The organism is Litorivivens sp. (assembly GCF_057445395.1).
This window is the reverse complement of record NZ_JBVBUV010000089.1, coordinates 1-13,390: the sequence shown is the minus strand read 5'-3', so window position 1 is coordinate 13,390 and position 13,390 is coordinate 1. Positions and strand designations below refer to the sequence as shown.

General features: G+C 55.1%; 12 protein-coding genes. All 12 read left to right on the top strand.

All coding sequences use genetic code 11. The annotated features are described in order from the left end of the window. The coding region (locus tag AC222A_RS17200) for a transposase (protein ID WP_486775324.1) at window positions 1-137 on the top strand (137 nt) is incomplete at its 5' end. Between the two features lie 284 nt (window positions 138-421). Then, window positions 422-1,048, top strand: a complete 627-nt coding sequence (locus tag AC222A_RS17195) for an SOS response-associated peptidase (protein ID WP_486775323.1) — start codon at window positions 422-424, stop codon at window positions 1,046-1,048. 287 nt (window positions 1,049-1,335) lie between these two features. Continuing rightward, window positions 1,336-2,505 carry a N(2)-acetyl-L-2,4-diaminobutanoate deacetylase DoeB2 gene (gene doeB2, locus AC222A_RS17190; RefSeq protein WP_372748315.1) on the top strand — a complete coding sequence of 390 codons (1,170 nt, stop codon included), beginning with the start codon at window positions 1,336-1,338 and terminating at the stop codon, window positions 2,503-2,505. Window positions 2,506-2,663: 158 nt separating this feature from the next. Then, entirely contained in the window at window positions 2,664-3,923 is a 1,260-nt protein-coding gene (locus AC222A_RS17185) for an aspartate aminotransferase family protein (protein WP_372748311.1), read from the top strand. Beyond that, entirely contained in the window at window positions 3,920-5,158 is a 1,239-nt protein-coding gene (doeA, locus tag AC222A_RS17180; protein WP_372748312.1) for an ectoine hydrolase, read from the top strand. Before AC222A_RS17185 ends, doeA begins: the two co-directional genes overlap by 4 nt. Further along, entirely contained in the window at window positions 5,146-6,516 is a 1,371-nt protein-coding gene (locus tag AC222A_RS17175; RefSeq protein ID WP_486775322.1) for an NAD-dependent succinate-semialdehyde dehydrogenase, read from the top strand. Before doeA ends, AC222A_RS17175 begins: the two co-directional genes overlap by 13 nt. A 253-nt stretch (window positions 6,517-6,769) precedes the next feature. Then, window positions 6,770-7,228, top strand: coding sequence for a ribosome maturation factor RimP (gene rimP / locus AC222A_RS17170; protein WP_372748141.1), 459 nt, complete (start codon window positions 6,770-6,772; stop codon window positions 7,226-7,228). Window positions 7,229-7,287: 59 nt separating this feature from the next. After that, window positions 7,288-8,796, top strand: coding sequence for a transcription termination factor NusA (nusA, locus tag AC222A_RS17165; RefSeq protein ID WP_372748140.1), 1,509 nt, complete (start codon window positions 7,288-7,290; stop codon window positions 8,794-8,796). Between the two features lie 70 nt (window positions 8,797-8,866). Continuing rightward, on the top strand, window positions 8,867-11,632 hold the full coding sequence (gene infB, locus AC222A_RS17160) for a translation initiation factor IF-2 (protein WP_372748139.1): 2,766 nt from the start codon (window positions 8,867-8,869) through the stop codon (window positions 11,630-11,632). Between the two features lie 12 nt (window positions 11,633-11,644). Then, entirely contained in the window at window positions 11,645-12,028 is a 384-nt protein-coding gene (gene rbfA / locus AC222A_RS17155) for a 30S ribosome-binding factor RbfA (RefSeq protein ID WP_372748138.1), read from the top strand. Further along, window positions 12,029-12,961 carry a tRNA pseudouridine(55) synthase TruB gene (gene truB, locus AC222A_RS17150; protein WP_372748137.1) on the top strand — a complete coding sequence of 311 codons (933 nt, stop codon included), beginning with the start codon at window positions 12,029-12,031 and terminating at the stop codon, window positions 12,959-12,961. Between the two features lie 150 nt (window positions 12,962-13,111). Beyond that, window positions 13,112-13,381 carry a 30S ribosomal protein S15 gene (gene rpsO, locus AC222A_RS17145; protein WP_372748136.1) on the top strand — a complete coding sequence of 90 codons (270 nt, stop codon included), beginning with the start codon at window positions 13,112-13,114 and terminating at the stop codon, window positions 13,379-13,381. Window positions 13,382-13,390 lie beyond the last annotated feature (9 nt).

The following is a 13,390-nucleotide window of genomic DNA, read 5'->3' as shown; positions in this document are numbered from 1 at the left end:
ATCATCCCCTCAGTACCAGCAAGCTAGAGGGGATGAACAATCGCATCAAGGTGATAAAACGGATGGCCTATGGGTATCGAGACAACAGCTACTTCTTTCTCAAGATCAGAGCAGCATTCCACCCTAATATGCGATGAACCTTTTTTTATGCCTGCCTCGGCGGGACTACATCCCGCGTTGGCTCGCGCGATGCGCTCGGGGCGCTGCCCCTACAGCCGGCGGCTGTAGCCCAAACGATAAGCTGTTTGTCGGCACCAATATAAAAAAGCGCCCTATCTAGAGCGCTTTTTTATGTCTGCTTCGCTGAGGCGGCCCGGCTGGCTCTCAGTTAAAGATTATCGTTAGGGCATTTGTCCTGCTAGACACGCATGGCACTGTTGTGCCAGTGTCATCCCTTCCCTTGCCAATAATCTCTGAAGCGATGTGTGGCGCGTTTGAACAGCACAATAAGGCAATGCACCGGTGGGCTGAGATCCTGACTGATTGGCCTGTCGATGTGCAGGATCGATTTGACGTTCGACCAACCATGAACGCCGGCACCGTGGATGCGCGTGGCTATCGCGAGCGCTCTTGGTCGTTGATACCTGGGTGGGCGAAAGCGCCGCGATTGGCTTACAGCACGTTTAATGCGAGAGCTGAAACAGTTGCCGAAAAATCGACTTTTCGTTCCGCATGGCGGAAATCGCAACGTTGTATTGTGCCAGTATCGGCGTATTTCGAATGGCCGGTCATTGATGGTGTAAAGCGATGCCACCGTATCGCAGGTTTGGACGGTCTTCCACTGCTGCTGGCAGGGTTGTGGGATACCTGGGTGGGGGATGACGAGCGTCATACGTTTACTGTGCTAACCACTCAACCTGTATCTCAGATTGATTGGGTACACCACCGCATGCCCCTATTACTCGACGCTGATAACATTGCTGAGTGGTTGCATGGCTCAGTTGATCAGGCGAGCAGGCTCTTAACCGCCAGAACTGAACGGCGACTGTCTGCAGCTCCTTTTATCATGCGTCCGGGGCCGACTGGCGACCTGTTTGCGGATTGCTAGTCCGCTGCAGATTCAAACTCTTGAGCGGCAAGTGGGATTGGTTTGCAGGGCAGGCCTTGATTGAGCGCAGCATGCTCAAACGCGCTTCAGTAATGCCGCGTAGTCGCAGTCTGTGCGCCAAGTCGTTTCAGCGTTTCTTCCCAAAAAGCGTCGCTGTCGTTTCAGGTATTTTTTTCTCTCCTTCCCCTGTCTACTCTTGTTTGCCGTGCTAGGCTGTAGATAGTTGTTTTTTGATGAAGCCGGCGGCTATTGATGGCATCAAAGCGGCGGCTTGGTGGAGTGTTGAAATGCACAACGAATGGCAAACCATTATCAATCGTGCCGTTGAATTGAGGCATGGTCTGCATCGCTATCCGGAAATTGCCTGGTCTGAGTTTGAGACGGCGAAAACTATTCGTAAATTACTCGATGAGCTCGGATTGCGTTGGCGCGAATGTGCCGCAACCGGCACCGTGGCTACGCTGGCTCCGGAAGCTCCTGGCGCTCATATTGCCTTGAGAGCTGATATTGATGCGCTGCCGATACGCGAAGCCAGCGGGGTGGAGTGGCAGTCTGAGCGCGAGGGTTTTATGCATGCCTGCGGGCATGACGGGCATACCGCAACGCTGTTCGCGGCACTGTGGTGGATGTGTCGGCATGAGGCCGAGCTCCCGGGGCCGGTTACCGTACTGTTTCAACCCGCCGAAGAGGGCGGGCACGGCGCTCGAAAAATGGTGGAAGACGGTGCGCTGGACGGTGTTGATGCCATTTATGGTTGGCATAACTGGCCAGCCATTCCGCATGGAAAGGCTGTGTGTCCAGATGGTGCGGTTATGGCAGCCAATGGCACATTCAAAATTACACTGACTGGGCGCGGTGGCCACGCGAGTCAGCCTGAGTTGTGCCGTGACCCTGTGTTGGCCGCAGCGTCGGTTACTCAGGCGCTGCAGCAGATCGTATCGCGACGCTTGCCGGCCCAGCGCGCTGCGGTGGTCAGCGTGACCTCAATTGATGCCCGTAGCGCTGAAACTGTAATTCCCGATAGCGCGGTTATTGCTGGCAGCATCCGCTTAGGATCTTCATCGATGCGAGAAGAGGTAGAAGGTCTGATCCGGGATATTGCATCATCTACGGCTCAGGCGTACGGTGTAACCGCTAACGTTGAACTTACACCGCGCTACGGCGCCACCGTGAACCATGCCGCGCAGGCGGGCAACATGCGCGCCGCGCTAGCTAACATTCTGGGTAACGACTGGCAGTGTGGGGAGACTCGCGTGCCGATTATGGCATCAGAAGATTTCAGTTATTACCTCAATACGATTCCGGGTGCTTTTGCCCTGATCGGATCTGGCCAGGGCACGTTGCAAGACTACCCCTGTCACAACCCACGATACGATTTTCGGGATTCCTTAATACCGGATGTCGCACGTGTCTTTCTTCAGTTGGCAGGTGCGCCTGTGCCGTCTGTCAAGGCCTGAGCTGTCGTGAAATTGGCAAAATTCACTGGGATTGGCCCCGATTTTGCTCATTGATCTTAAACATGTTGGTATAGAAAGCAGTAACTAGACGAGGACGAATAACCCGGGTCGCGACCCCATTCCTGAAGCCACGAGGTTTAGCACGAGGAGAACGGAGAATGAAAATATTTGAACAGTGGGAATCTGAAATTCGCGGATACTGCCGTAGTTTCCCAACCGTTTTTAAATCTGCCAGCAACGCGCGGCAAACTGATGAAAACGGAAAGTCTTACATCGATTTTTTCGCTGGTGCCGGGGTGCTTAATTTTGGGCACAACAACGAGCGCATGAAGCGAGCCCTCATAGAGTTTATCGAGGCCGATGGCGTAGCCCACAGTCTGGATATGTACACCACCGCCAAGCGCGATTTTATTGAAAAGTTCGCCACCACCATTCTTGAACCGCGCGGCATGAATCACAAAATGCAATTTATGGGGCCAACCGGTACTAATGCGGTAGAAGCTGCGCTAAAGCTCGCCCGCCGGGTTACCAAAAGGCAGCATGTCGTTGCATTCAGCCATGGTTTTCATGGCATGACGCTTGGTTCATTGGCGTGCACAGCCAATGACTACTTTCGGCAGGCTGCCGGTGTTCCGCTGGATCATGTGGTGCGCTTGCCCTTCGAAAATGCACCAGGTGGGGGCATGGAGTGCCTCGCCGAACACGAGCGGGCGCTAAAAGACCCTTCCAGCGGGATTACCCCTCCGGCAGCGTATGTGCTGGAAGTGATTCAGGCTGAAGGTGGCGTTAATGTGGCGAGTAAAGCCTGGTTGAAAGAAGTGCAACGCATTGCCCACGAGCATGGCGCGTTGCTCATTATTGACGACATTCAGGTGGGGTGTGGCCGCACAGGTTCCTACTTCAGCTTTGATGGTATGGATCTGGCGCCAGATATTATTTGTCTGGCCAAAGGTATTGGTGGTTTCGGTACGCCGCTGGCCATGAACCTAATCAAGCCGGAGCACGATCAGCATTGGTCACCGGGTGAGCATACCGGCACCTTTCGTGGGCAAGGTTTTTCGTTTGTGTCCGGTCGTGAGGCGCTGACCTATTTCGACGACGACAAGCTGATGGTTGAGGTAAAGAAGAAAGGCGACTTGATTGCCGCCCATCTCGATGAGCTGGCCAAGCAATACGCGGGGCAGGGTTATGCCGTGCGAGGTAAGGGCATGATACAGGCTCTGGATGTGGTTGACGGCAGCAAAGCGAAGGAAATGGCAGCGCATTGTTTTGAGAATGGTTTGCTGCTTGGGCCCTGCGGTAGTGGTGGTCGAGTGCTGAAAGTGATTCCGCCTCTCACCATTCCAGAGGCGGATCTCAAAGAAGGTCTGAAGATACTCAGCGAAGCGATACACAGTGTCATGGAGGCAGCGGCATGAGGCAGCGCGATGATATGACCTTTCCTTTCGAGGAATATGAGCGTCGGCTGAGTGAGCTGCGCAAACGCATGTCGCAGCGTCTGTTGGATGCGGTGGTGATTACTGACCCTGAAAACCTCATGTATCTCACGGATTACCAGACCACGGGCTATTCGTTTTTCCAATCGCTGGTGGTGCCATTGGAAGGTGAGCCTTTCATGATTACCCGGCAGCTGGAAGAATCGAATGTGCATGCGCGCACTTGGGTAGAGTTGACGCGGCCCTATCCGGACACGGGTGACGCGATCCAGATGCTGGTGCAGAGTCTGCGAGAGTTCGGGTTGGCCAACAAATACATTGGCTACGAGCGAAACAGCTATTTCTTCCCGGCTTATCACCAGGACTACATTCATACCACCTTCACCGATGGCCAGCTGCTTGATTGCTTCGGCATTGTAGAGCAGGGGAGGGTTAGAAAGTCTCCGGCTGAAATTGAAGTCATGCGCAAGGCGGCGCGCGCGACCGAAGCCGGTATGAAGGCCGGTTTTGAAGCCTGTCAGGTGGGGGTTACCGAAAATGAAATAGGAGCCGCCATCAGCTCGGCCATGTTTCGTGCAGGTGGCGAACCACCGGCGGTAATGCCTTACGTGACCTCTGGGCCTCGCAGCATGATTGGTCACGCCACCTGGGAAGGTCGCGAGGTGCAGGCGGGAGAGCACGTTTTCCTGGAAGTCGGTGGTTGCTACCGGCGCTATCACACCGCAATGATGCGCACTGTGGTGATGGATGAACTGTCACCGGCGATGGAAAAAGCCCAGGATCGAATGAAACTCGCGCTCAAAGAGGTTAAGCGGGCAATGCGCCCGGGCCTGACGGTCTCGGATGCTGATAATCTGGTGCGCAATATCATTACTGATAACGATGTTGGCGCCCGCCTCGTTACCCGCTCGGGTTATTCCATCGGTATTGCCTTCCCTCCGAGTTGGGACGAGGGCTATATCATCAGCCTGAAGCAGGGCGAATCCACGGTGCTTGAAGAGGGGATGACCTTCCACTTGATTCCCTGGATGTGGGGCGTGGAGGGCGATAAGACCGTTGGTATTTCCGATACGCTGATGGTCACTGCCAGCGGTTGTGAGTCGTTTTTTAATTTTGAGGAAGACTTTCTCTGCAAACCCGGCGAAAAGAAGTCGTCGCATAAATTGAAACTGGCAGGCGACGTAAAGGCACAGGAGGACAGTGAATGCTCCAAGTGATCAATCCGGCCACCGGCAAGCTGGTGCGGGAGGTGGCTGCAGCCACAACGGACGATATCGACCGCGTTATGGAGCGCTCGGAGACAGCGTACCGTGCGTGGCGTCACACCACCTTTAACGAGCGGGCGAAGGTATTGCGCGACGTTGCGCAGTATATGCGCGACCATATTGAAACGCTTGCGCCCTTAATGACCGAAGAAATGGGGAAGCCGAAAAAAGAGGCTTTGGGCGAAGTGACCAAGGCGGCGTGGTGTGCCGATCACTATGCTGCGCATGCGGAAAGCTATCTGGCGAACGATGAATTGGCCTCTGATGCAAGCCATAGTTATGTGCGCTATCTGCCGCTGGGGCCGGTGTTGGGCGTCTTGCCCTGGAATGCACCGTTCTGGTTGGCATTTCGGTTTTGTGCGCCGGCACTGATGGCCGGTAACACCTGCGTGATGAAGCACGACCCGCACGTGCCGGCTTGCGCCGAAGCCATTGCAGAGCTGTTCGACCAGGTGGGCGCTCCGGCTAATATCATGCAAAACCTACCGTTGGCGACGCCGGATGTGGCGCAAGCCATCGCCGATAAGCGTATTCGAGGAGTCTCTTTTACTGGGTCGGATCGCGCTGGAGCGAAAGTGGCATCTATGGCAGCCGCGGCGATTAAGCCGGCGGTGCTGGAGCTGGGCGGTTCAGATCCAGTCATTGTGCTTGCTGACGCAAATTTGGACGAGGCGGCCGAGGCGATTACCACATCGCGTATCATCAATGCCGGTCAATCCTGTATAGCCGCCAAGCGGATCATTGTGGAAGCGCCAGTGTACGACGATTTTCTCGCTCGGCTGGAGCAGCGTCTGCGCAAGCTCACTTTGGGTGACCCGGCGCGAGAAGATACTGATGTCGGACCAATAGCGCGCGACGACCTGCGTCAGAATCTGCACCGTCAGGTTACTGAAACCATTGAACAGGGCGCGCGCTGTGTTATTGGAGGCGAAATGCCCGACGGTGCGGGCTACTACTATCCGGTAACGCTGCTGGCTGACGTCGAGCCCCACATGACAGCGGCCTGTGAAGAGACTTTCGGCCCCGTTGCCGTGGTGCTGAAGGCTGAAAATGCAGATCAGGCACTGACTATCGCCAATGATACCGAGTACGGGTTGGCGGCCAGCATCTGGACAACCGCTGAGCGTGGAGAAATGCTGTCCTTGCAAATGGAGGCCGGTCAGGTGGTGGTGAATGGCCTGGTTAAAACCGATCCGCGGCTGCCCAGTGGCGGCATCAAGCGCTCCGGCTATGGTCGCGAGCTTGGGCCGCACGGTATTCACGCCTTTGTGAATGCCCAGCAGGTATGGATAGGGCCCAAGCAGGACTGAGCAATACCGTGCAAACGCCGGTATTCCTTGACCCTCCGGGGGCACAGGCCTATAATCCTGCCTCTTGTTTGAAGTGGCGTCGGCGGCTTGTCTGCTGCATGGGTCCACGCAGTAAAAGATGACAGGGTTTTGTCATCGTAAGGACGTCGAAAGCCCCTCTTTAGGGGCTTTTTAGTAACCATAAGAAATGGTTGCAAGACAGAATTTTCAAATGTGGGCCTAGTGCCCATTTTTTGTTGGTGGGTTCGAAATATTGTCCGGTAAATCACGGCAGATACAAACCATGATTGAGCCTTCAGTAGAAGCGCTCGGTTACCGTCTGTGGGGCGTTGAGTACATAGCTCAGGGCCGTTCCGGCATGCTCCGGATTTATATCGATGCCGATAACGGTATTACGGTGGATGACTGTGCGCGGGTCAGCCATCAAGTCAGTGGCATATTGGATGTCGAAGATCCCATTTCGGGTGAATATCGCCTGGAAGTGTCGTCACCGGGCATGGACCGGCCGCTGTTTCGGCTGGAACATTTTGCCGATGCCGCTGGCGAGACCATCAAGGTCAAGTTGCGCATGAATTATGAAGGTCGCCGCAACTTTAAAGGGCGATTGGTAGGCGTGGAAAATGAAGACGTGGTTCTCCTTGTGGACGACCATGAATACCTTTTTCCATTGGCAGATATTGAGAAGGCAAATGTTGTTCCGCGGTTTGAATAATCAAGCCCGGGCTCTGGTCAATCGCCGGTTAAGATACCGGCCAGTCGACGAGGCATAGGATGAGCAAGGAAATATTACTGGTAGCGGAAGCGGTCTCAAACGAAAAGGGCGTTTCGCGCGATATCATTTTCGAGGCGATCGAACAGGCCTTGGCCACCGCAGCGAAAAAGCGCTACGAAGAAGACTCCGATATCTATGTCGTGATAGATCGCACTACAGGCGACTACCGCACATTCCGTCGCTGGGAAGTGGTTTCCGATGATGAGCTGGCCCTGCTGGGTACCCAGTTCACACTGGAAGAAGCCCACGAGCAAGATGCTAGTCTCAAGGCGGGCGATGTTTACGAGGAAGAAATTGAAAACGTAGGCTTTGGCCGCATTGCGGCGCAAACCGCAAAGCAAGTCATAGTTCAGAAAGTACGCGAAGCCGAACGTGCCCAGGTGGTCGAGCAATACCAAGACCGGTTGGGTGAGTTGATTAACGGCACCGTCAAAAAAGTGACTCGCGATAATATTATTGTTGATTTGGGTAATAACGCTGAAGGCTTGCTACCACGCGAAGAGCTGGTCGGGCGTGAAGTGTTCCGTATTAACGATCGCGTGCGTGCTGTTTTGAAAGAAGTGCGTGCAGATGCGCGAGGCCCTCAGTTGCTGCTTAGCCGCGCCTGTCCGGAAATGCTCATCGAGCTGTTTAAAATTGAAGTGCCGGAGATTTCCGAGCAGGTCATAGAGATTCGTGCAGCTGCTCGCGATCCGGGTTCACGTGCAAAAATTGCAGTGAAAACCAATGATGGCCGCATCGATCCTGTTGGCGCCTGTGTAGGTATGCGCGGTGCGCGCGTGCAGGCGGTGTCTGGCGAGTTGAGCAACGAGCGAGTGGACATTGTGCTGTGGGATGATAACCCCGCGCAGCTGGTCATCAATGCAATGTCGCCGGCTGAAGTCGAGTCCATCGTCGTGGATGAAGACGCTAAAACTATGGATATCGGTGTTGGCGAAGACAATCTGGCTCAGGCTATCGGTCGCGCTGGACAGAACGTACGACTGGCTAGCGAACTGACCGGCTGGGAAATCAACGTCATGAGCGTTGAAGCTATGTCGGAGAAGCATGAGCAGGAATCTGGTCAGGTGATGGAAATGTTCATGGACGCTCTGGACGTTGATGAAGATGTCGCCGGTGTGCTGGTAGAAGAGGGCTTCACTACGCTGGAAGAGGTGGCTTATGTGCCGCTGGAAGAAATGCTGGGTATTGAAGGCTTCGACGAAGATATTGCCGAAGAACTGCGTGCGCGCGCCAAAGATGCCCTGTTAACCCAGGCCATCGCAAGCGAAGAACAGCTGGAAGCTGCCGAGCCGGCAGAAGATCTGTTGACGATGGAAGGCATGGATCGTCATTTGGCTTTCCAGCTGGCCAGTCAGGGCATCACTACGATGGAAGACTTGGCCGAGCAGGCAGTAGAAGATTTATTGGATATTGAAGGCATGGACAGCGAGCGAGCTGCCCAACTGATTATGACAGCACGTGCGCCGTGGTTCGCCGATGAAGACTCATCTGGTGAAGCCAGCTAGAGGACGCCCGGTATTCAAGCGTTGTGTATGCGCAGTGCAAGCTGTCGGACGAGGTAAGGGAGAAGATTGAATGGCTGAAGTAACGGTAAGCCAGCTGGCAGAAGTTGTGGGGACACCCGTAGACCGTCTGTTGAAACAGATGAAAGAAGCGGGGTTGAAGCATCAGGCTGCTGAGGAAGTTGTGTCCGATGCGGACAAGCAGGTTCTGCTGGCTTTTCTTAAAAACAGTCACGGTGAAACAGCATCAGCGCCCAAGAAAATTACGCTGAAGCGAAAGACTTTGAGCACCCTGAAAACCGGCTCCGGCGCGGCTAAGAAAACGGTCAGCGTGGAAGTGCGAAAAAAACGCACCTACGTGAAACGTGATCCTGCAGAATTGGCGGCGGAAACAGCCGAAGAAGAAGCCAACGCAAAAGCTGAGGCTGAAAAGCAGGCGGCGGAAGAAGCGGCCCGTTTGGCTGCGCAAGCCAAAGCTGAGGCGGAGAAGAAAGCCGCTGAAGAGGCTGAAGCCAAAGCGCAGGCAGAAGCTGAAGCGGCGGCCAAGGCAGCTGCAGCGAAAGCTGAGCAGGAAGCGCCTGCGCAAGCTGAAGTGCCTGAGGAGAAGCCTGCCGAGCCGGTAGAAGAGAAACCTGTTCGTGCGGCGGCTCCCAAGCCGAAAGAAAAAGTTGAGATTGACCCGGAAATTCTGCGTCAGCGTGCTGCTCATCGGCGTATGGACGAAGAAGCCAAGGAGCGCGAGCGTCGCGAAGCTGCACTGAAAGCCAAGCGTGAAGAAGAAGAGCGCTTGGCTATTGCTGCGCAGCAGGTTGAAGAGGCCAAGAAGACCTCTGCTCAGCCTCACAAAGAGAAAGAGCCTGAAGGCAAAGCCAAACCCAAAAAAGTGCACCGCACTGGTCGTGAAGACGACGATAAGCCGCGCGGCAAGCGTGGCAAGGCGCCGAAGGGTCGCGGTCGGGTTGCAGTAACAGCCGACTTCGAGGAAGACGATGGCAGTTATCGTCGCGGCAAGAAACGAACACTGAAACTGCCAGACGATCACAAGCGGCATGCCTTCCAGGCGCCAACGGAGAAAGCTATCAAAGAAGTTGCAATTCCCGAAACCATCACGGTTGGGGAGCTGGCTCAGCGCATGAGCATTAAAGCGGGCGAAGTCATCAAGGAATTGATGAAGCTCGGCGTTATGGCAACCATTAACCAGGCAATTGATCAGGAAACTGGCCAGCTGGTGGTTGAAGAGATGGGGCACACAGCGCGACTGGTATCTGACGATGCACTCGAAGAGGCATTGGAGGAAACCCTGCTTTCACACGGTGAAGGTACGCTGCAATCGCGCGCGCCAGTTGTAACCGTTATGGGTCACGTAGACCACGGGAAAACGTCGCTGCTCGACTACATTCGAAAAGCCAAGGTGGCAAGTGGTGAAGCCGGGGGGATTACCCAGCATATCGGTGCCTACCATGTGGAGACCGGGCACGGCATGATCACGTTCCTGGATACTCCTGGTCACGCCGCGTTTACCGCGATGCGAGCACGTGGTGCCAAGAGTACTGATATTGTTATCTTGGTGGTTGCTGCTGACGATGGTGTGATGCCGCAGACCGAAGAGGCGATTTTGCATGCCCGCGCTGCTGGTGTGCCGCTGGTGGTAGCCGTCAACAAAATGGATAAAGAAGGCGCGGATCCAGATCGCGTCAAGAACGAGCTGTCTGCTAAAGCAGTTATCCCGGAAGATTGGGGTGGTGACACCCAGTTTGTGGAGGTTTCAGCCCATACCGGTGATGGCGTAGACGATTTGCTAGATGCAGTGCTGCTGCAGGCGGAGCTGCTGGAATTGAAAGCACCGGCTGACGTTCCAGGTCAGGGGCTGGTGATTGAGTCGCGCCTCGATAAAGGTCGCGGCACCGTAGCATCGGTGCTGGTTCAGAACGGTACCCTGCGCAAGGGTGATATTGTTCTAGCGGGGCAATACTACGGCCGCGTTCGCGCCATGATTGATGAGACTGGCCGTCAAATTGATGCTGCAGGACCGTCTATTCCGGTTGAGATTCTTGGTCTGGATGGGACGCCCGATGCCGGTGATAGCTTTGTTGTTGTAGAGAATGAAAAGCGTGCTCGTGAAGTGGCGGATTTCCGTGCTCACAAAGATCGCGACCAGAAACTCAAGCGGCAGCAGGCTGCCAAGCTCGACTCCATGTTTGATCGCATGGGTGAAGGGGCTGATCGTCAATCGCTGAATATTGTTCTCAAGGCCGACGTGCGCGGTTCATTGGAAGCATTGCAGGCGTCTCTGGTGGATCTGGGTAACGACGAAGTGGAAGTGAATGTGGTGTCTGGTGGTGTTGGCGGTATTACCGAATCCGACGTCAACCTGGCAATCACCGCCGGTGCAGTCATGTTCGGTTTCAACGTGCGCGCCGATGTGTCCGCGCGCAAGTTGGCTGAAAACGAAGGCGTCGACCTGCGTTACTACAGCGTTATTTACGATCTGATCGACGACGTAAAACAGGCGCTGTCAGGCCTGCTGTCTCCGGAAATGCGCGAAGAGATTGTGGGTACCGCCGAAGTTCGCGACGTATTCCGTTCGCCCAAGCTGGGCGCGATCGCTGGTTGTATGGTTATCGAAGGCACGATTTACCGAAACAATCCGATCCGTGTGTTGCGCGACAACGTGGTTATCTACGAGGGCGAGCTGGAATCTCTGCGCCGCTTCAAGGATGACGTCGGTGAAGTTCGTCAGGGCTTTGAATGTGGTATTGGCGTGAAGAACTACAACGATGTCAGGGCGGGCGATCAGATCGAGGTCTATCAGGTGAAAGAGTTTGCTCGTACTCTGTAAGAGGTTGAATGCGTGAGTGATTTCAGCCGGACCCAGCGAATTGCCGACTTCCTGAAGAAGGAACTCGGCGCGCTGATACAGTTCCAGATACGCGATCCACGTGTTGGTATGGTCAGTATTACCGATGTTGAGGTGAGTCGAGATCTGTCGCACGCACGTGTGTTTGTGACCGTGATGGGGAAGGACAGTGAAGAGGAGGCCAAGGAGTCTCTCAAGGTGCTTAATCGCGCCGCTGGTTTTCTGCGCAGTCGCGTTGCCCAGAGCCACAACGCGCGTACTACACCTGCTCTGAAGTTTATCTACGATACCAGTGTGCGCCGCGGTGAATACATGTCGCGCCTGATCGACGATGCGGTCGCCAAAGACCGCCAGCGCAGCAAAGACGACGAGCAGTAAGTGGGTCGTAAGCGTCGCGGTCGTCCGGTGGACGGCATTCTGGTTTTGGACAAACCCGCTGGACGTAGCTCCAACGGGGCGCTGCAAGTGGCTCGCGCCATCTATAACGCTGCCAAAGCCGGGCATACCGGCAGTCTCGATCCGTTGGCCACAGGGGTGTTGCCCGTGTGCTTCGGTGAGGCCACCAAATTCTCCCAATATCTTCTTGATGCCGACAAGGCCTACGATGCAACGGTAACCCTGGGTATCACCACGGCGACCGGAGATGCGGAAGGCGAGGTTACCAGCGAGCGCGATGCGAGCGCGATAACCGAGCAGGCGGTGCGTGACGCAGCTGCTGCCTTTGTCGGTACCATCGAGCAGATTCCCTCCATGTATTCCGCCCTCAAAAAAGATGGCAAGCCGCTCTATGAGCTGGCGCGCCAGGGCATTGAGGTTGAGCGTGAAGCGCGCCGAATCACTATCTATTCGCTTGAAATCACCGCTTTTCGTTCAGGCGTGCAAGCTGAGGTGGATGTCAGTGTGCGCTGCAGCAAAGGCACTTACATCCGTTCGTTGGCGGAGGATCTGGGGCAGGCGCTGGGCTGTGGCGGCCATATCACCATGTTGCGGCGCACGGCCGCCGGTCCGTTTACCCTGGCCCAATCAAAGAACCTCGAAGAGCTGCAGGTATTGAGGGATCGGTCGGATTTTGACGGTCTGGACGCTCTATTGCTGCCAATAGATCTTGCACTGCCCCAGATGACCATACTGGAGCTAGGGGATACCGCCGGGTATTACCTCATGCAGGGACAGGCGGTGCAGGTGCCCAACGCCCCAACCGAGGGGCTGGTGGGGCTCAAGCTGAACACTGGCCAATTTGTAGGTGTTGGAGAAATTCTCAGCGACGGGCGCGTAGCCCCTCGCCGTTTGGTTTCTAATATGCGACAATAGGCGGCTAGTCTGAGGCTCCGTCTATGTGCGGCGCTCGGGCGTAACGAACCTGTCTGTAAATATGCACGGGCAGGCTCGACATGAGAGTGACCTGTAAAGCGAAAGCGCAGTGTGACTCATGCATATTCATAGTGAATGAGGAATAGTGAAATGGCATTGTCTGCCCAAGAGAAAGCTCAAGTCGTTAAAGAGTATCAACAGGCTGAAGGTGACACCGGTTCTCCCGAAGTACAAGTTGCCCTGTTGACAGTCAACATCAATAAACTCCAGGGTCACTTCGAGGCCAACGGTAAAGATCACCACTCGCGTCGCGGCCTTATTCGCATGGTTAACCAGCGCCGCAAACTGCTGGACTATCTGAAGAAGAAAGATGCAGGGCGGTACACCACCCTGATCGGACGTCTCGGCTTGCGTCGTTAATACAAAGCA

What these genes read in the sequence shown, in the direction of transcription:
- AC222A_RS17195 (WP_486775323.1), top strand. Translation starts at nt 422, where the DNA reads ATGTGTGGCGCGTTTGAACAGCACAATAAGGCAATGCACCGGTGGGCT.
- doeB2 (WP_372748315.1), top strand. Translation starts at nt 1,336, where the DNA reads ATGCACAACGAATGGCAAACCATTATCAATCGTGCCGTTGAATTGAGG.
- AC222A_RS17185 (WP_372748311.1), top strand. Translation starts at nt 2,664, where the DNA reads ATGAAAATATTTGAACAGTGGGAATCTGAAATTCGCGGATACTGCCGT.
- doeA (WP_372748312.1), top strand. Translation starts at nt 3,920, where the DNA reads ATGAGGCAGCGCGATGATATGACCTTTCCTTTCGAGGAATATGAGCGT.
- AC222A_RS17175 (WP_486775322.1), top strand. Translation starts at nt 5,146, where the DNA reads ATGCTCCAAGTGATCAATCCGGCCACCGGCAAGCTGGTGCGGGAGGTG.
- nusA (WP_372748140.1), top strand. Translation starts at nt 7,288, where the DNA reads ATGAGCAAGGAAATATTACTGGTAGCGGAAGCGGTCTCAAACGAAAAG.
- infB (WP_372748139.1), top strand. Translation starts at nt 8,867, where the DNA reads ATGGCTGAAGTAACGGTAAGCCAGCTGGCAGAAGTTGTGGGGACACCC.
- rpsO (WP_372748136.1), top strand. Translation starts at nt 13,112, where the DNA reads ATGGCATTGTCTGCCCAAGAGAAAGCTCAAGTCGTTAAAGAGTATCAA.